Source organism: Streptomyces sp. NPDC059166, assembly GCF_042755185.1.
Taxonomy (GTDB): Bacteria; Actinomycetota; Actinomycetes; order Streptomycetales; family Streptomycetaceae; genus Streptomyces.
Map to the genome: position 1 here is coordinate 168,112 of NZ_JBHZCI010000007.1, position 17,291 is coordinate 185,402.

Consider the following 17,291-nt stretch of genomic DNA (forward strand, 5'->3'; position numbering starts at 1 on the left):
AGTGCTGGCTGTTCGGGGGGCTGGACCGGCACGTCGCCGTGCCGGTCCGGGTGGGGGCGAGGGTCCTCACCGCCGTGCGGGCGGGGCGTTGCGGGACCTCAGAACTCCAGGACCACCTGGAGGGCGTCGGCGGGCCTCTCGTCGAGCAGCACATAGGCATCCGCCGCCTCGGCCACCGGGACGACATGGCTGACCAGGGACTTCACATCGACCTGGCCCTCGGCGACCAGCGAGAGGAACGTCTGCTGGAGCCGCTCGACGGTCCAGCGTCCCGCGAGCTGCGGAGGCACCCCGCCGATCTGGGAGCAGATCAGCTGTACGCGGTTGTGGTGGAACTCGTCGCCGAGGCGCAGCCCCGCGCCGTCGCCCTGGTAGAACCCGGACGCCACGACGCGGCCGCCCACGGTGACGGACCGTACGGCCTCGTGCAGGGCCGGGTACACGCCGCTGATCTCGATGGCGACGTCTGCGCCCGCCCCGCCCGTGGCCTCGCGGATGCGTTCGGCGACGCTGTCGGCGCGGGCGTTCAGGGTGCGGCGTGCGCCGTACTCACGCGCGGTCGCGAGCCGGCCGTCCAGGGCGTCGACCGCGGTGACGCGTGCGCCGTTGAGCTGGGCGAGCCGCGTGGTGAGGAGCCCGATGACTCCCTGGCCGAAGACGGCCACGTCCTCGCCGAGGTGGATGTCGGCGGCGAGGATCGCGTTGTACGCGATGGCGCCCACCCGGGCGAAGGCCCCGGCGAGCGGCTCCAGGCCGGCGGGCAGCGTGTGGCCCGCCATGCGCTCCGCGGGGACGATGCCCTCGCTCCGGTGGCCCCAGATGCCCCAGACCAGATCGCCCACCACCGGCATGCCGGGGGTGCCGACGAGCTCGGGGGAGACCTCGGTCACCTCGCCGACCTCCGAGTAGCCCCAGCCGGCCACCGGGTACTCGATGCCGGCCGCGCCGTCACGGAAGATCCGCGCCTCGGCGTCCCAGGTGCGTGTGAGGTAGGGGTTCGTGCCCCTGTAGGCGGTCAGTTCCGTACCGGCGGAAATGCCCGAATAGCGAGTTCTGACCCGCAGGTGTCCCGCAGGGAGCGGAGCGCTTTCGTGCTCGGCGACTTCGACCTGACGGGGGCCGGTGAACTGGACGACGCGTTCCACGGGGGCTCCGGTAGCGCTGGGAGGGGTGTTGCTCGCTGACTTCAGTCGAAGATATCTCAGAGTTATGTCTTGTCAATACGCAAAAGTGATGCTGAGATGCATCAGGCAAATGCGTAAGTGGCGTGAGGACACAGCATGGTGATGAAGACCCGACGGTCGAGGGCGACCCTGTTCGGGCTCGCCGCGACCCTGGCAGCCGGGCTGCTGGCAGGCTGCTCCGGCAGCTCCGGTGCCGAGCGGCCGGACAACAGGATCACGGTGTGGTCGCAGGAGAACCTGCCGCCGAGGATGGCGGCGACCAGGAAGGTCGTCAGCCGCTTCGAGAAGGAGACCGGGGTCCAGGTCGATCTGGTCGGGGTGGACGAGGCCCAGCTGCCGCAGCTGATCATGTCCGCCGCCGCCGCCGGAAAGCTCCCGGACGTGATCGGGGCCGTGCCCATGGGCCAGGTCTGGCAGATGTACGGCAACGGCCTTCTCAACACCGACGTCGCGAAGCGCGTGGTCGAGGACCTCCACCCCGACACCTTCAACAGCAACGCGCTCGCGCTCACCGCCGACGGATCCACCCGCCTCGGAGTCCCCTCCGACGCATGGCTCCAGATACTCGTCTACCGCAAGGACCTCTTCGAGAAGGCAGGCCTGGACGCTCCCGACGACTACGCGAGCGCCCTGAAGGCCGCCGCCACGCTCGACAAGGGGGGACGGGACGGCATCTCGCTCGCCACCGACCCCTCGGACGTCTTCACCCAGCAGAGTTTCGAGGACCTCGCCCTCGCCAACGGCTGCCAGCTGGTCGACGGCAAGGGCGAACCCGCCCTCGACTCCCCGGCCTGCCGCAACGCCTTCACCGCCTACGACGACCTGGCCCGCAAGCACGGTGCGCCCGGCACCCAGAGCGTGGACACCACCCGCGCCACCTACTTCGCCGGGAAGTCGTCCATGATGGTCTGGTCGTCCTTCCTCCTGGACGAGCTGGCCGGTCTGCGGTCCGACGCACTGCCCAGCTGCCCGCAGTGCAAGAAGGACCCGGGCTTCCTCGCCCGCAACACCGGCGTCGTCACCTCCCTGAAGGGCCCCGACGGCAAGGAGCCCGCCCAGTTCGGCGAGATCACCTCCTGGGCCGTCACCCGCACCGCCGAGACGGGCGCCTCCCGCGAGTTCATCGAATACATGATGGGCAAGGGGTACGCCGACTGGTTCGGCATGGCCCCCGAGGGCAAGATCCCCGTCCGCACCGGCACCGTCCAGCAGCCCGGCGCCTTCGCACAGGAATGGCGGTCCAGCGTCATGGGCGTCGACCGCCGAGAGTCGATGAGCAAGGCATACCCCTCCGCCCTCCTCGACCGGCTCGTCACCGGAGTGGGCGACATGCAGCGGTGGGGCCTCACCCAGGGCCAGGGCACCCTCGTCGGTGCCACCAACGGCGAACTCCCCGTCGCCAAGGCCATCGGGGCCATGACCAGCGGCCAGCTCACACCGGAAGAGGCGGCCCAGGAGGCCGACGAAGAAGTGACCGCCCTCCAGAAGTCCCTCCAGTAGCCCCACGCCGCTCCCTCACGAGGAAACCGACCCCATGAGCACAACCCCGAGCGGTGCGAAGAAGCGCCGCGTCCCGACCCCGCAGTCCTCGAGCAGCAGGGAGAACCGCGCGGGCCTCGCCTTCGTGACCCCCACCTTCCTGGTGGTCCTGGTGGTGGTGATCCTGCCGATCATCTGGACCGTCCTGCTCGCCTTCCAGAACGCCAGGCTCGTCGACATCCAGGAGAACGGCCTCCTCGGACGGTGGACCCTGGACAACTTCGCCCAGGTCTTCGGCTCGCCCGGCTTCTGGAGCAGCCTCGGCACCACACTCCTCTACACCGTCGGAGCCACCGCGGGCTCGGTCCTCCTCGGCCTGGTCGCCGCCCTCGCCCTGCGCCGGCCCTTCCGCGGCCGGGGCGCCCTGCGCGCCGCCATGCTCCTGCCGTACGTCGCCCCCGTGGTCGCGGTCTCCTTCGTCTGGGAGGTGGCACTCAGCCCGCAGTACGGCATCGTCAACGAGTGGGGCCAGAAGCTCTTCGGATGGGACGACCCCATCGCCTTCCTCTCCACCCGGTCCTACGAAGTGGGGCTGTTCGGAGTCCACTTCGACATCCCGCTCGCGCTGCTCACCGTCATCGCGTTCGAGACCTGGCGCTACTTCCCCTTCGCCTTCCTCTTCATGCTGGCCCGCCTCCAGGCGGTACCGGCCGGCCTGGAGGAGGCGGCCGAGGTCGACGGCGCCACCCTCTCGCAGCGCTTCCGGCACATCCTGCTGCCGCAGCTGATGCCCGTCATCGCCCTGCTGTCCGTCCTGCGCTTCATCATGACGTTCAACAAGTTCGACGACATCTACCTGCTCACCGGCGGGGGTTCGGGCACCGACGTCGTCGCCGTCCGTGTCTACGACTTCCTCACCTCGCGCTTCGACGTCGGTGCGGCCTCCGCGCAGGCCCTAGTCCTGGCCGTCGTCCTCATGGCCCTCCTGGGCGTCTACTTCAAGTTCTTCGGCAAGAAGATGCAGGAGGAAGCGGCATGACCGCCACCGAGACCGTGACCCAGGGGCGCCCTGACCTCACCCGCCCCGCCCCGGCCCCCCGCCGGCCCCGGGCAGGCATGAGCCGCGCCCAGTTCGAGGAGCGCTTCTTCGGTGTGCTGCGCTGGGTGGTGATCGCCTTCCTCGCGGCGATCACGATCGTGCCCTTCTACTACATGCTGATGCTGTCGGTGAAGCCCATCGACGCGCTCCTCCTCGACCCGGGCAACCTCTGGGTCTCGGCCAAGGACTTCACACTCGACACCTACGAGAGCGTCCTCAAGTCCCAGGCGGACGGCGGCCAGGGCTTCCTCGGCATGCTGGTCAACTCGGCGCTCGTCGCCATCGCCACGGTGCTGCTCACCCTGGCGGCGGCGGTACCCGGCGCGTACGCGGTGAGCCGGCTGAAGTTCTTCGGCAACCGGCAGGTCAGCGCGCTGTTCCTGGCCGTCTACCTCTTCCCGGCCACCCTGCTGGCCGTGCCGCTCTTCGTCATGTTCGCGAAGATGGGCCTGTCCGGCAGCCTCGTCGGGCTCGCCATCGTGTACATCGCGCAGACCGTGCCCGTCTCGATCTACATGCTGAAGAACTACTTCGTCACCATCCCCTTCAGCATCGAGGAAGCGGCCTCGATCGACGGGGCCTCGCGCCTCCAGACCGTACGCAGGATCATCCTGCCGCTCGCGCTGCCCACCCTGATGGCCACCGGCCTGTACGTCTTCATGATCGCCTGGAACGAGTTCCTGTTCGCACTCCTCTTCCTCGCCGCCGACCCGGACCGGTGGACCGTCTCCCTCGGCCTGCAGCAACTGGCCAACGGCATCGAGGTGTCGAAGACCGTGCTGATGGCCGGTTCGGTGGTGCTCACCATCCCTGTGGTACTCCTGTTCTTCTCCGCCGAACGGCTCCTCACAGAGGGCCTGACCAGCGGTGCGGACAAGAGCTGAGAACGCCGGACCGGAGGGGGCCGCACCTGGTCCCCGGCCGGGCACGGACGCGACGGACAGAGCGAGGACGGCGGGGATGGCAGGAAACCAGGCCAGCGCGGGGCATCTGCTGCAGCTCATTCGCAGCGGCGAGGCCACCACGCGGGGAGAGCTCCAGCAGGCGACCGGCCTCTCCCGCTCGACCGTGGGACACCGCCTCGACCAGCTCTTCGGCGCCGGCTGGCTCCGCGGCGCCGCCGGTACCTCCACCGGTGGACGCCCCTCGTCCCGGCTGGAGTTCGACCCGACGCACGCGGTGGTCCTGGTCGCCGACATGGAGACGCGGCACGCCCGCGTGGCGGCGCTCGACCTCGACGGAAACACCCTGGCCGAGCACACCGACACCCTCGTCATCGCCGACGGACCGGACCACGCCCTCGATCAACTGGCCCGCTGGTTCGGCCCGCTGCTCGCCGAGGCGGGCACGTCCCCCGCAGACGTCTGCGGCATCGGCTTGTCCGTCCCCGGGCCCGTCGACTGGGAGACCGCCCGCATCGTCCAGCCGCCGATCATGCCCGGCTGGGACCGCTTCCCCGTACGGGAACGCCTCCGCCAGGCCTGGACCGAACACGTCGGCCCGGTGCCCGGACCCGGCCCCCTGCCCGTGTTCGTCGACAACGACGCCAACCTGATGGCCCTGGCCGAACAGCGGGCCGGACACCCGGACTGCAGCGCCTTCGTCCTGGTCAAGGCGTCCACCGGTATCGGCGCGGGTGTCGTCGTGGGCGGGGAGATCTATCGCGGCATCGACGGAGGCGCCGGCGACATCGGCCACATCCGGCTCCACGACCGCCCCGACGCGCTGTGCATGTGCGGCTCCTACGGCTGCCTCGCCGCGGTCGCCAGCGGGCGGTCCATCGCCGGACAGCTGACGGCGGCAGGGGTGCCCACCGCGTCGGGATCCGACGTACGCGATCACCTGGCCTCGGGGCAGCCGGACGCCGTCAGGCTCGCCCGTGAGGCGGGGCAGCGCGTGGGCGAGGTGCTGGTCACCGTCGTCACGCTGCTCAACCCCGGTGTGCTCATGCTGAGTGGGGACCTCGCGGGCACCCCGTTCCTCACCGGCGTACGCGAACTCCTCTACCAGCGCGCCATGCCCCGCACCACCGCCCACCTCCAGGTGGTCACCTCCGAGCTGGGCGACCGCGCGGCCCTGGCCGGAGCCGCCCGCATGGTCGTCGACCACCTCTACTCACCGGACCGCGCCGACGCGCGCCTCGCGGCCGCCGCAACGGCCCGCGACGGCGCCTGAACGCCGCCGCCTCGCCACACCCACAGCAGAACGACGGAGAGCACCATGTCCACCGCCCCCCTCGCAGACACCTGGTCCGAACAGCCGGTACGGGTCGGCCTCGTGGGCGCCGGCCCCTGGGCCCGCGCCATGCACGCCCGGGTGCTGGCCACCGGCCCGGAGACCGAACTGACGGCCGTCTGGGCCCGGCGCCCCGAGGCCGCGGCCGAGGTGGCCGGCCCCTACGGCGCGCCGGTCGCGGGCTCCTTCGAGGAACTCCTCGACCGCTGCGAGGCCGTCGCCTTCGCCGTGCCTCCGGCCGTGCAGGCGACCCTCGCCCCGCGGGCCGCGGCGGCGGGTCGCGCCCTCCTGCTGGAGAAGCCGCTCGGCCCGGACCTCGACACGGCCCGCGCGGTGGCGGACGCCGTCCGCGAGCACGGAGTGGTCTCGCAACTCGTCCTGACGAAGCGTTACCACCCGGCCACCCGCGCCTTCCTCGCCGAGGCCGCCACCCGTGAGGTGACGGGGGCGCGCTCCTGCTATCTGCACGGGGCCTTCCTCGGCGGCGAGTTCGCCACGTCGTGGCGCCTGGAGCACGGAGCGCTGCTCGACCTCGGCCCGCACCTGCTGGACATCCTCGACAGCGCGGTCGCACCCATCGTCTCCGTGCGGGCGACCGGGGACCCGCGCCGCTGGATCGAGCTGACCTGCGAGCACGAGAACGGCGCGGTCAGCCAGGCCTCGCTCTCGGGGAGCGTGAGTCTTCCCCGGGCCAGGACCCGGGTCGAACTCTTCGGGCCCGGCGAGGAGTTGGTCTATGACACCGCCGGAATCGACCACGAGGAGTGCTGGCCGGTCCTGCGCCGGGAGTTCGCCACCGCCGTACGGACCGGCGTGGGCACCGGCATCGACGCGGCGCGCGGCCTGCACATCCAGAAGCTGCTCGACCGGGCGGCGCGCGACGGCCGCTGAGGTTCCGCGGCCGACCGGGGTGTGGCGCCCGAGCCGTACGCACTCGAAACGGCGGAAGGCGCTCCACGGTTACCCGGGCCGGCGAACGCCCTCTGGAAGGGCCCCCGTTCGGGCGCCGTCGTTCTCCGCGCCTGCGGTTCCGCGCCCGACCTGGCCCGGGCCGGGCGCCTGGTGCGCTGCCGTCCCGAAGCGCGCCAGGTAGTGCCACACCTTCTTGACCGCCTGCGGATCGTGCCGGCCCGTTCTCGCCGCGTCCCCGACGATGCGCGGATCGAGCACGCCGTCCACGGCGATCCGCCCGGCCAGGTCGACGTACTCCTGCCCACGGTAGTCGTGGTGACCACGGAGCGCGTCGGCCTCGAGCCGCAGCCCCGGATGCCACTCCACGGCACAGCCCAGGCGCAGAGCCGCGGACTCGACCTCGGTGCCCCGGAAGGAGGGATCCAGGACCAGCGCCTCCACGTGGCTGTTCAGGTCGACCGGGCCGTGCACCTGGGCCTCGATGTAGTCGTCGAGATCGTCCGGGCTGTCGGCGAGTGCCGTCCCGATGAGCCCCAGCCGGTCGGCCACACCGAAATGGACGGGTTCCAGGAAGCTGTCGGGGTAGCAGAAGGTGGTCCGCCCCAGCGTCCCGGCCGTCAGCCGGAAGTGCGCCGAGCCGAACCGGGGCGCCGCGCCGACAGGCTTGAGACGGAAGTTCAGCGCTCCGTAGACCGGACGCTCGTGAGCGGGCGCCGCGTCGTACGCGCCGTCGAAGATCCGGCTCTCCCAACGCCACCGGTCCCCGCCGGGAACTGCGGTCAGCCCGCCGTTGCCGGTCCCCGTGACGAACTGCGAGAGGTACACGCCGTCCTCGGCCATCGCCTCCAGGACCGTCCCGCCACGCATCGTTCGGTCCGGGTGGAAGTTGAGGGTCACCCGCAGTGCCGGGTCCGCCGGCGGGCCCGAGGAGAGTTCCGCGACATGCTGCAGGGCGTGTTCCTGAGGTGTCCGTGAGGCCGTGGGATACATCCGCACAGTGTCCCCGTTCCTGGCCGCCGAGGCACCTGGATTGCCGGACGGGCGCGGCTGTCGCGGGGCGGCCCCTCGCGGGATCCCGCCCCGGCCCGCCGCCCGGGGCGCCGGCCCGCCGCGAAGGTCCCTCGGCCGAACCGGATTTCGGTGTCCCGGGCCCGTAACAAGCCATGCCTCTGGCCGAAACACGCCGAACCTACCGTCCAAGCGTCGAAACGGTATACCAAACGGGAGGTCTCGTGGCCACGACTACGGGTGCGGCGGAGCGGCGCGGATCGGCGCGCGGTCAGGACGGTCCGCTCGGCGAGGAGTACGAGCACGAGCCGGTACCGGCAGAGGCACGGCGAGGAATGCTCTCCGTGTCCGCGGTGTGGTTCGGCTTTCCGATGAACCTGGGCAACGCGGTGTTCGGCGGAGTCATCGTCCACAGCCTCGGCCTCGCCCGCGGGGCGGCGGCGATCGTCCTCGGCAACCTCGTCCTCTTCGCCTACGTCGGCGCCCTGAGCTGGCTTGCGGGACGCACGGGTGAGAACTTCTCCCACCAGGCCGCCCGCACGTTCGGCACTCTCGGCAGCCGGATCCCCGCCGGTTTCCTCTCCACGGTCGTCATCGGCTGGTACTCCTTCCAGATCGGCCTGAGCGGGACCACGCTCCAGGAGGCCCTCGGGTGGGCGCCGCTGCTCGGTGCGCTGGCCGGGGGAGTGTTCTACACGGTGCTGACCGTCCTCGGGATCCGCGCCCTCTCGCTGATCGGTCTCGTCGCCACACCGCTGTTCGTCGTGCTGGCCGGTGTGGCCCTCTGGTTCGGCGTGACCGAGGGCGGCGCCTCACTCGGGCAGGCCTGGTCGTACGAGGGCACCGGACACGCCCTCTCCTTCGGCGCGGCCATGAGCATCGTGATCGCGGGCTTCTCCGACTCCGGGACCATGACCGCCGACTTCACCCGCTGGGCGCGCGACGGCCGGGCCGCGGTCGTCGCGGCGAGCTGCGCCTTCCCCTTCGCCAACAGCGTCGCCTATCTGATCGGCGGGTTCGTCGTGGCTGTCGGGGGCGCCGTGGACCCCGCCGTCAACGGCGGCGGTTTCCTCGGGCTTCTCACCGGGCACGGCCCCCTGCTGACGACGGTCGCGGTGGTGTTCGTCTTCGTGAACCTCGGCTCGGTCGCCTCGCACTGTCTCTACAACGGAGCCGTCGGCTGGTCCGCGATCACTCCGCTCCGGATGCGCCCCCTGGCGATCGTCCTGAGCGTGGTGGGCCTGGTCGCCGCGCTCACCGGGGTCTGGAGCCTCTTCCTCGACTGGCTGAATCTGCTGGGCATCTTCGTACCGCCCATCGGCGCCGTGCTGATCATGGACCAGCTCGTCCTGCGACGGCGTACGGCGGGGCGTGAGCCACGCGCCTACCGCCCGTCCGCGCTCGCCGCGTGGGCCGCCGGGGCGGGTGCCGCGACGGTGGCCCACTACCTGGTGCCGGGCTCGGTCGACGCGGTCGTCGGCATGGCCGTCGCCTGCGGGGTCCACTACGCCCTGGAGCGCTCTGCCGCCGTCCCGGCGGCCCGGACCGCCTGACCGATCCGCCCCGCCCGCCGCACCGAGGAGTGCACCACATGGACCGCGCCGCACGCGACGAGATCTGCCGTATGTCCGCCACCGAACTGGCCGCCCGTATACGAAAGTCCGAACTGTCACCCCTGGAAGCCGTGGACGCGGTCCTGGACCGGACGGACGACGCCGACACCGAACTGCACGCCTACTGCACGACCGTCCCGGACCAGGCGCGCGAACGCGCCCGCCGTATCGGTGAGCGGCTGGCGCACGGCGAGGACGTCGGACCGCTCGCGGGCGTGCCGATGGGGGTGAAGGACCTGATCACCACCCGGGGCATCCGCACCACCTCGGGCTCGCCCGCCTACGAGGACTTCGTGCCCGACGAGGACGACATCGTGGTGGAACGCGTCCTGGGCGCCGGGGCGGTCGTCCTCGGCAAGACCAATGCCACGGAGTTCGGATACAGCGCGGTGGGCCACAACCCGCTGTTCCCCACCACGCGCAACCCCTGGAACACCGCGATGACTCCCGGTGGTTCGAGCGCGGGGTCCGCCGCCGCGGTCGCCGCCGGGCTCGGCCCCGTGGCCCTCGGTTCCGACGGGGGCGGTTCGGTGCGGGTGCCGGCCGCGCACTGCGGGCTGGTCGGCTTCAAGGCCGCCATGGGGAGGGTCCCCGTGTGGCCCGGCTGCCGGGACGAGCGCTATCCGGGCGTCTCGGGGTGGGAGTCCCTCGAGCACATCGGGCCTCTGACCCGCACCGTCGCGGACGCCGCACTCATGATGTCGGTACTGGCCGGGCCCGATCCGCGTGACCGGCACTCGATCCCGTGCGACGACGTCGACTGGACGGACAGGGCACGGGGCACGGGCACGAGCGGTCTGCGGGTCGCCTACAGCGCCGACCTCGGCTACCTCGCGGTCGACCCGGAGGTCCGCCGCGTCGTGGGCGCGGCGGTCGAGGTCCTGGAGAGGGACCTCGGCTGCCGTGTCGACGCGGTCGACCCGGGGTGGGACGACCCCTCCGAGGCGTTCGCCGCGCTCATCGCGGCGGAGACCGACCTGACGGGCATGCGGCGTCTGGCCGACACGTACGGCGAACGGATGTCGCCCCATCTGGTGGCCATGATGCGACGGCCCTGGAGGGCCGAGGAGTTCACCGACGCCAACATGGTCCGCAAGGCGGTCGTCAACCGAACGGCACGGCTGATGTCCGCCTACGACCTTTTCGTCACCCCGACGGCGGCGGTACCTCCTTTCGCCGTCGGCATCCAGGGGCCCGAACTCATCGACGGGCGGGTCGTGGCGGACACCGCCTGGACCGGGTTCACCTTCCCGGCCAACCTCACCGGGCAGCCGGCGGTGAGCGTCCCCGCAGGCTGGACCGGGGACGGGCTGCCGGTCGGCATGCAGATCGTGGGGCGTCACCTCGCCGACGCCCAGGTCCTGCGCGTGGCGGCGGCGTTCGAACGTGCGGCGCCCTGGGCCCACAGGTGGCCGGACGGCCCTTGGGACCGGGGTCAGAGGGCGCCGGAGGAGTCCGAGCCGTCGAACAGGAGGCGCAGCGCCACCTCCCGGTAGTGGCGTACGTGGCTCAGCGCACGGGCGGCCGCCGCTTCGGCGTCGGCCGCCGCGACGGTCTCGTAGATTCGGCGGTGCTCCTCCCACACCGAGGCGGGGTCGTCGATCTGGTGGAACAGCCATCGCAGCCGTCCTTCCAGAGGTTCCAGCGTCCTGGCGAGGAGGTCGTTGCCGGCGATCTCCACGATGTACTGGTGGAAGGCCGTGTTGGCGCGGGACACACGCTCCGGCCGGCCGGAGTCGGTCGCCTTGCGGGCGCTCTCCAGCAGCCTCCGCAACTGCCGTAGTTGCGCCTCGTCCGCGCGTTCCGCGGCGCGGCGCACGGCGAGCACCTCCAGCGCCTCGCGCAGATCGAACAGGTTCAGGACGTCGCGGCGTGAGAGCTGTTTGACCACGATCCGGCGCGGTGACAGCGCCTCGAGGAACCCTTCTCCCATCAGGATGCGGATCGCCTCGCGCGCCGGGATCCGGGAGACGCCGAACTCCTCGGCCACATCCCGCTCGACGAGGCGGTCGCCCGGCCCCAGCCGCCCGGTGATGATCTGGTCGCGGATCCCCTCACAGACCTGGTCCCGCAGCCAGCCCGTCCCCGTGGAGTTCCCCACCGGTGACTGTTCCTCTGTCATGTGTTCTCCCTGCAAAGAAGTCCTCACGGTATACCAAACCCTTGACCCCGGCGGGGTGCGCCCGCCATTGTTTGGTATGCCATAGCGACGAAGTTGCACGTCAGCACGTACCCGAATTCCGCCGATTCGAGGTTCCGCCATGCCGCCAGCTCACCCTTCCCCTACGCCGGACGCCCCTGCGCAGGACGCCCCGACGGACTCACCGGGAGCCCCGCACGGGATCCGGCCCACCCGCACACGCTGGAAGGTGTTCGTCCTCCTGCTCGCCGTCGTGTCGCTCAACTACATCGACCGGGGCTCCATGTCCGTGGCTCTGCCTCTCATCACCGAGGACCTCCACCTCTCCAAGGAGGTCACCGGCTTCGTCCTCAGCGCCTTCTTCTGGACGTACGCCCTGATGCAGATCCCCAGCGGCCGGCTCATCGACCGCTACGGCCCCCGGGTGATGGCGGGCGGAGCCTGCGTCGGCTGGGGTTTCGCCACCGGGCTGACCGGCGTGGCCACCGGCGTCGGTTCCCTGCTCGGGTTCCGTCTGCTGCTCGGTGCCGTGGAGGCACCCGTCATGCCGGCGGGCGGCAAACTCAACGCGCAGTGGCTGCCCGCGAAGGAGCGAGGCCGCGGCGCGGTCCTGATGGACGGCGGCGCGCCACTCGGTTCCGCCCTGGGCGGGATCGCGATCTCCGGCCTCATCTCCTGGACCGGGAGCTGGCGCATCAGTTTCGTGGTCGCAGGAGCCCTGACCCTGGGCTTCGGCCTCGTCGCCCTGTGGTTCCTCCGCGACACGCCGCGCGCCCATCGCGGCGTGAACGAGGCGGAAGCCGCGTACATCGAGGAAGCCCACGCCGCCGAGGACGCCGACTCCGCCGGGACCGACAGGCGCGGACGGCTGTCCGACTACCTGAAGTACCGCTCCTTCTGGGGCATGTGCCTGGGCTGGACGGGCTTCAACGGCGTCTTCTACGGCATCCTCACGTGGGGCCCGCTCTACCTCTCGGAGACCAAGGGCTTCGACATCAAGTCCATCGGCTGGTCCACCCTGGTCATCTTCGGCGCAGGATTCGTCGGTGAACTCACCGGCGGATGGCTCTCCGACCACTGGCAGGCGGCCGGAGCAGGGGCGAACAGGGTCATGCGCACCCTGATGGGCATCGCGGGCGCCGTCGTCGTCGCGGGCCTCCTCGGCGTGGTCCTCGTCCCCGACGCCATGACCGCCGTCACCCTGCTCGCCGTGGTCCTGTTCTTCCTCCGCTGGGCAGGGCTGTACTGGTCGCTGCCCTCGATCCTGGGCGGACGCGCCAACGCCGGTCTCGTCGGCGCGGCCATGAACCTCTCGGGCAACATCGCCGGCATCGTCACACCGATCGTCGTCGGCTTCGTCGTCGGCGCCACCGGCTCCTACACCTGGGCGCTGCTCTACTTCGTCGGCGCCGGAGCCCTGTTCACCGTCTCGTCCCTCGTCATCGACTACTCCAGGAGGCTCGCGGTCCGATGAGCAGCCACACACCCCCTCGGCTCGGCATGCTGACCCCTTCGTCCAACACCTGCCTGGAGCCGGAGACATACGCCCTGCTGCACGGCACCTCCGCCGCGACCGCGCACTTCGCCCGCGTCCCGGTCACCAGGATCGCGCTCGACGGCGACAGCGACGCGCAGTTCGACCCCGGCCCCATGCTGGAGGCGGCGCACCAGCTCGCCGACGCCGATGTGGACGTCATCGCCTGGAACGGGACCTCCGGATCCTGGCTGGGTCCCGACCGCGACCGCGCCCTCACCCGCGCGATCACCGAAGCCACCGGTATCCCGGCCACCACCTCCACCCTGGCCCTGCTCGACGCGTGCGCCGCGTACGGCGTGACACGGCTCGGCCTCGCCCTCCCGTACACCCGGGACGTCTGCGAGCGAATCGTGAAGACCTATGCGGACGAGGGCATCGAGTGCGTCATGGCCGAACCCTTCGGCACGGATGACAACGAGGCCTTCGCCCGCATACCGGCCTCCGACGTCGCCGCGCAGATCGAGCGCGCCGCACGGGACGACGTGCACGCCGTCGCGGTCGTCTGCACGAATGTCCACGGAGCGCAGCTGGCGGACCCGCTCGAACAACGGCTGGGACTGCCGGTCTTCGACTCGGTGACCGCGACACTCTGGAAGGCCCTGCGGCTCGCGGGCGTCGCGCCGGCGCTCCCCGGCCGCGGCGATCTCCTGCGCTCGGGCAGTCTGCGTGCCCTGATCGGGGAGACACTCGCGCTGCTCCTCGCCGAGACCGGAGCCGACCGCACCACCTTCCGCGCCGATCTGCCGGAACACGGGCTCCACGTCGACGTCACGGCGGGGGAGGAGCTCCGCCCGGGGGTGCGTCCGATCCGCCGTGACGCCTCACTCGACCAGCGCCGCCTCAACACCGTCGAGTGGCTCGAACACCATCGCCGCCCCCTGGTCCAGCCGGGCTTCGCCGCGGAACCACACCCGCCCGCGGCGCTCGTCGACGTCTACGGGGTCCGTGCCCAGATGCTCGCGCCCGTGGAGACCGACGGTGCCATGACCGGATGGATCTCCGTCCACAGTCTCCGGGAGCGGGACTGGACGGACACCGACACGACGGCCCTCGAGACAGCCGCCACCCGCATCCGCACCGCCCTGTGAACAAGGAGATCCGCATGAAGGACATCAAGATCGCTCTCGGTGTGGACGTGGACGCCGTCGCCGGATGGCTCGGTTCCTACGGTGGGGAGGACTCGCCGAACGACATCCAGCGCGGTGTCTTCGCCGGTGAGATCGGCACCCCCCGTCTCCTCAAGCTGTTCGAACGCCACTCCATCCGGACCTCCTGGTTCATCCCCGGCCATTCGATCGAGACCTTCCCCGAGCAGACCCGCATGATCGTCGAGGCCGGGCACGAGGTCGGTGCGCACGGCTACTCGCACGAGAACCCCGTGGCCATGTCCCCGCAGCAGGAGGAGGACGTGCTGGCCAGGTCGGTCGAACTGATCGAGGAGTTCACCGGGCGCAGGCCGAGGGGATACGTCGCTCCCTGGTGGGAGATGTCGGAGTCCACCGCCGCGCTCCTCCACAAGTACGGCTTCTCCTACGACCACTCCCAGAACTACCGCGACTTCACCCCCTTCTACGCCCGGGTCGGCGACTCCTGGACGAAGATCGACTACTCCCGGCAGGCCGAGGACTGGATGAAGCCGCTCGTCCACGGCCACGAGGTCGACCTGGTCGAGTTCTGCGGCAACTGGTACGTCGACGACCTCCCGCCGATGATGTTCAACAAGCACTCCCACAACAGTCACGGCTATGTGTCACCGCGTGCGCTGGAGCAGGACTGGAAGGACCAGTTCGACTGGGTGCACCGCGAGCTGGACTACGCCGTCGTGCCGGTCACCCTCCACCCGGACGTGTCGGGCCGGCCGCAGGTCCTGCTCATGCTCGAGCGGTTCATCGCCTATGTGTCGGCCTTCGAGGGCGTGTCCTTCTGCACTCTGGAGGACGCGGCGGACGACTTCCGCCGGCGCTTCCCCTTCGAAGGCAGGGAACGCCCCGCCGACATGCGCTGACCCCGGCCGCCGTGGTGTCCCGCGTCACGACGGTGCTGTCGGTGAGGCTCCACCCGGCATCGACGGTGTGCCCCGGCGGCCCCTGGCCGGACGGCCCGAGGTGTGCGCCGGGACCGGCCCCACGCGCCGGGACCGGCCCCACGCGCCGGGACCGGCCCCACGCGTCAGGAATGGTCCCGCGCGTCAGGAGCGTCGGAGGTGTCGCGCACGGGCGTGTCCTCGACGCGGGACCCCGGTGCGCCGCGTCCCGGTGCGGCCGGGCTGTGCGCGTGCTGGGCGGGTGCCTGCCCGGCCCCGGCTCCGACGCCCGCCGCGGGGATGCGCAGAACGAGCATGGCGACGTCGTCGCCGCTCGGGTCGATGCGTTCCAGGAGCTCGTCCAGGAACTCCTCGACGTCGCGGCCGGCCAGGGCCGAGGCATGCCCGCGCAACGTCTCGAGCCCGGCCTCCAGGTCGCGGTCGCGGCTTTCGACGAGGCCGTCGGTGTAGAGCAGGAGGGTGGACCGGGGCGGGAGGTCGGCGCGCGCGTCGGGCCATCCGAGCCCCAGGTGCAGGGCCGAGCTGAGGCCGAGGAGCGGCCCGTGCCCGGCGTCGAGGAACGTGGCCTCCCCGTCCGGGGTGACCAGAAGCGGCGGTGGGTGGCCGGCGTTGACCCATCGGAGCTGCCAGGGCCCGCCCTCCGGGCCCTCGACGCGCCCGAAGACGCAGGTGGCCATGGGGGCGTCACTGGTGTGGGTCATCGCCTCGTCCAGCCGGCGCATGATCAGGCTCGGGGGCTCCGTCCGGTCCCACGCCAGGGCGCGCAGCATGTTGCGCACCTCGGCCATGTGGGCCGCGGCCTTGAGGTCATGGCCGACCACGTCGCCGATCACCATCGTCAGGACCCCGTCGCTCAGCAGGAACGAGTCGTACCAGTCCCCGCCCACCTCGGCGGCGCTCTCGGCGGGACGGTAGCGCGCTGCCATCGTCAGGTGGTCGACCTGCGGCAGCGGGGTGAGGAGCTGGCGCTGCATGGTCTCGGCCATGTGGCGCTGCTGCTCGAACAGCTCCGCGGCTTCCAGGACGAGGCCGGCGCGGCGTCCGATGTCGGCGAGCACGAAGACCTCGGCCTCCGTGTAGGAGGACCCAGGCGGGACACGGGCCACGGTCAGTGCGCCGAGGACCTGACGCCGTGTGTGCAGCGGCACCACGACCGCGCAGGCACCGCCCAGCCGGTCGAACAGTTCCCGGTGCGCCCTCGCGAGCGGGCTGTCGGCCGGCTCCGCGAGGGCGTCCGCGTCGAGCACGACGGTCTCCGCGTTCCGCAGTGCCTGGATCGCCTTCGAGCGGGTGGACTCGGGCAACGGCGGCAGCGGGCCCATGAGTGCGTCCGCCGTCTCCTGGGCGAGGGAGGAACGCACCGCCACCCGGCGCATCGCACCCGTGTCCCCCGGCGAGCGCAGGTCGATCGCCGCCCAGTCGCCCATGTCGGGCACGAGCAGGCCGGCCAGCTTCCTGAGCGTCTCGGCGGGGCCCGAGGGGGAGATGAGGACCGAGGACACCTCGGCCACCATCGTCAGCCGGGCGGTGAGTCCTTCCAGAGCGGCGAGGTAGGCCGCCGTCTGCTCGGCGGCGTCCCGGTGCAGGCTGAAGTCGTGGAAGACGATCACCATGCCTTCCGGATGCCCCTCGTGGCGCAGGGGTGTGGCCGCCCAGATGACGGGTACCAGGCTGCCGTCACCGCGCAGGAACAGTTCCTCGGTGCCCTCGGCCGGTCGGTCGCTCTCCAGCACCGCCAGCAGACCGCACTCGCTCCGCGGGATCGTCCCGCCGTCGCGCCCACGATGCAGCAGATCGTGAAGGTCGTGACCGAGCATCGCGTCCCTCGGCCGGCCGAGGAGCCGTGCCGCGCGGGGATTGCACGCGGTGAGACGGCCGGTCATGTCGGTGACGAAGACCCCGGCCCCCAGGCTGTCGAAGACCGTACGCATGAAGTCGACCTCGAGCAGCCCGTCCCGGGACCTCATCGTCCGGCCCTCACCGGTCCGGTGCGCCGGCCCCCGCCGCCCGGGCCCGCCGCGCGCACGTCCCTCGGACCAC

Annotated in this window: 14 protein-coding genes; 10 read left to right on the top strand and 4 right to left on the bottom strand. The window is 71.3% G+C overall.

Annotated features, from left to right (window positions below; genetic code table 11):
- Positions 1-98: 98 nt before the first annotated feature.
- On the bottom strand, positions 99-1,145 hold the full coding sequence (locus ACFXOA_RS07865) for a zinc-binding alcohol dehydrogenase (protein WP_385023775.1): 1,047 nt from the start codon (positions 1,143-1,145) through the stop codon (positions 99-101).
- A gap of 135 nt (positions 1,146-1,280) precedes the next feature.
- On the opposite strand from ACFXOA_RS07865, the gene ACFXOA_RS07870 reads away from it, so the two are divergent.
- The 5 genes from ACFXOA_RS07870 to ACFXOA_RS07890 all read left to right on the top strand — a co-directional run bounded on the left by ACFXOA_RS07870 (position 1,281) and on the right by ACFXOA_RS07890 (position 6,888).
- Positions 1,281-2,684 carry an ABC transporter substrate-binding protein gene (locus ACFXOA_RS07870; protein WP_385023777.1) on the top strand — a complete coding sequence of 468 codons (1,404 nt, stop codon included), beginning with the start codon at positions 1,281-1,283 and terminating at the stop codon, positions 2,682-2,684.
- 34 nt (positions 2,685-2,718) lie between these two features.
- Complete coding sequence (locus ACFXOA_RS07875) at positions 2,719-3,702, top strand: carbohydrate ABC transporter permease (protein WP_385023779.1); 984 nt, start codon at positions 2,719-2,721, stop codon at positions 3,700-3,702.
- A gap of 77 nt (positions 3,703-3,779) precedes the next feature.
- Positions 3,780-4,646 carry a carbohydrate ABC transporter permease gene (locus ACFXOA_RS07880; RefSeq protein ID WP_385023814.1) on the top strand — a complete coding sequence of 289 codons (867 nt, stop codon included), beginning with the start codon at positions 3,780-3,782 and terminating at the stop codon, positions 4,644-4,646.
- A gap of 76 nt (positions 4,647-4,722) precedes the next feature.
- Complete coding sequence (locus tag ACFXOA_RS07885) at positions 4,723-5,937, top strand: ROK family transcriptional regulator (RefSeq protein WP_385023781.1); 1,215 nt, start codon at positions 4,723-4,725, stop codon at positions 5,935-5,937.
- A 45-nt stretch (positions 5,938-5,982) separates the two neighbouring features.
- Positions 5,983-6,888, top strand: a complete 906-nt coding sequence (locus ACFXOA_RS07890; RefSeq protein WP_385023783.1) for a Gfo/Idh/MocA family protein — start codon at positions 5,983-5,985, stop codon at positions 6,886-6,888.
- Between the two features lie 69 nt (positions 6,889-6,957).
- On the opposite strand, the gene ACFXOA_RS07895 is transcribed toward ACFXOA_RS07890, so the two are convergent.
- Positions 6,958-7,899, bottom strand: a complete 942-nt coding sequence (locus ACFXOA_RS07895; RefSeq protein ID WP_385023785.1) for a DUF3626 domain-containing protein — start codon at positions 7,897-7,899, stop codon at positions 6,958-6,960.
- A gap of 242 nt (positions 7,900-8,141) precedes the next feature.
- Between ACFXOA_RS07895 and ACFXOA_RS07900 the strand changes: the two genes are divergently transcribed.
- Together ACFXOA_RS07900 and ACFXOA_RS07905 are read left to right on the top strand one after the other, a co-directional pair.
- Positions 8,142-9,470 carry a purine-cytosine permease family protein gene (locus ACFXOA_RS07900; RefSeq protein WP_385023787.1) on the top strand — a complete coding sequence of 443 codons (1,329 nt, stop codon included), beginning with the start codon at positions 8,142-8,144 and terminating at the stop codon, positions 9,468-9,470.
- Between the two features lie 38 nt (positions 9,471-9,508).
- Positions 9,509-11,026, top strand: a complete 1,518-nt coding sequence (locus ACFXOA_RS07905; RefSeq protein ID WP_385023789.1) for an amidase — start codon at positions 9,509-9,511, stop codon at positions 11,024-11,026.
- Here the strand turns inward: ACFXOA_RS07905 and ACFXOA_RS07910 are convergent.
- Complete coding sequence (locus tag ACFXOA_RS07910) at positions 10,966-11,652, bottom strand: GntR family transcriptional regulator (RefSeq protein WP_385023791.1); 687 nt, start codon at positions 11,650-11,652, stop codon at positions 10,966-10,968. The two genes, ACFXOA_RS07905 and ACFXOA_RS07910, sit on opposite strands and share 61 nt — an antisense overlap.
- A gap of 247 nt (positions 11,653-11,899) precedes the next feature.
- Here ACFXOA_RS07910 and ACFXOA_RS07915 point away from each other — a divergent pair, with 247 nt between their 5' ends.
- Genes ACFXOA_RS07915 through ACFXOA_RS07925 form a run of 3 tightly spaced genes read left to right on the top strand, consistent with a single transcriptional unit; the run spans position 11,900 to position 15,212 of the window.
- Positions 11,900-13,144, top strand: a complete 1,245-nt coding sequence (locus ACFXOA_RS07915) for an MFS transporter (protein WP_385023793.1) — start codon at positions 11,900-11,902, stop codon at positions 13,142-13,144.
- Positions 13,141-14,295: a GAF domain-containing protein gene (locus ACFXOA_RS07920; RefSeq protein WP_385023795.1), complete on the top strand. Its 1,155-nt coding sequence runs from the start codon at positions 13,141-13,143 to the stop codon at positions 14,293-14,295. The genes ACFXOA_RS07915 and ACFXOA_RS07920 overlap by 4 nt, the downstream gene beginning before the upstream one ends.
- Before the next feature lie 14 nt (positions 14,296-14,309).
- On the top strand, positions 14,310-15,212 hold the full coding sequence (locus ACFXOA_RS07925; protein WP_385023797.1) for a polysaccharide deacetylase: 903 nt from the start codon (positions 14,310-14,312) through the stop codon (positions 15,210-15,212).
- Positions 15,213-15,376: 164 nt separating this feature from the next.
- Here the strand turns inward: ACFXOA_RS07925 and ACFXOA_RS07930 are convergent, their stop codons facing one another.
- Complete coding sequence (locus ACFXOA_RS07930; RefSeq protein WP_385023799.1) at positions 15,377-17,218, bottom strand: SpoIIE family protein phosphatase; 1,842 nt, start codon at positions 17,216-17,218, stop codon at positions 15,377-15,379.
- Positions 17,219-17,291: the final 73 nt, after the last annotated feature.

Bases quoted from the DNA above. Each gene is read 5' to 3' on its own strand.
- ACFXOA_RS07870 (WP_385023777.1), top strand. From the start codon at position 1,281: ATGGTGATGAAGACCCGACGGTCGAGGGCGACCCTGTTCGGGCTCGCC.
- ACFXOA_RS07875 (WP_385023779.1), top strand. From the start codon at position 2,719: ATGAGCACAACCCCGAGCGGTGCGAAGAAGCGCCGCGTCCCGACCCCG.
- ACFXOA_RS07880 (WP_385023814.1), top strand. From the start codon at position 3,780: ATGAGCCGCGCCCAGTTCGAGGAGCGCTTCTTCGGTGTGCTGCGCTGG.
- ACFXOA_RS07885 (WP_385023781.1), top strand. From the start codon at position 4,723: ATGGCAGGAAACCAGGCCAGCGCGGGGCATCTGCTGCAGCTCATTCGC.
- ACFXOA_RS07890 (WP_385023783.1), top strand. From the start codon at position 5,983: ATGTCCACCGCCCCCCTCGCAGACACCTGGTCCGAACAGCCGGTACGG.
- ACFXOA_RS07895 (WP_385023785.1), bottom strand. From the start codon at position 7,899: ATGTATCCCACGGCCTCACGGACACCTCAGGAACACGCCCTGCAGCAT.
- ACFXOA_RS07905 (WP_385023789.1), top strand. From the start codon at position 9,509: ATGGACCGCGCCGCACGCGACGAGATCTGCCGTATGTCCGCCACCGAA.
- ACFXOA_RS07910 (WP_385023791.1), bottom strand. From the start codon at position 11,652: ATGACAGAGGAACAGTCACCGGTGGGGAACTCCACGGGGACGGGCTGG.
- ACFXOA_RS07920 (WP_385023795.1), top strand. From the start codon at position 13,141: ATGAGCAGCCACACACCCCCTCGGCTCGGCATGCTGACCCCTTCGTCC.
- ACFXOA_RS07925 (WP_385023797.1), top strand. From the start codon at position 14,310: ATGAAGGACATCAAGATCGCTCTCGGTGTGGACGTGGACGCCGTCGCC.
- ACFXOA_RS07930 (WP_385023799.1), bottom strand. From the start codon at position 17,218: ATGAGGTCCCGGGACGGGCTGCTCGAGGTCGACTTCATGCGTACGGTC.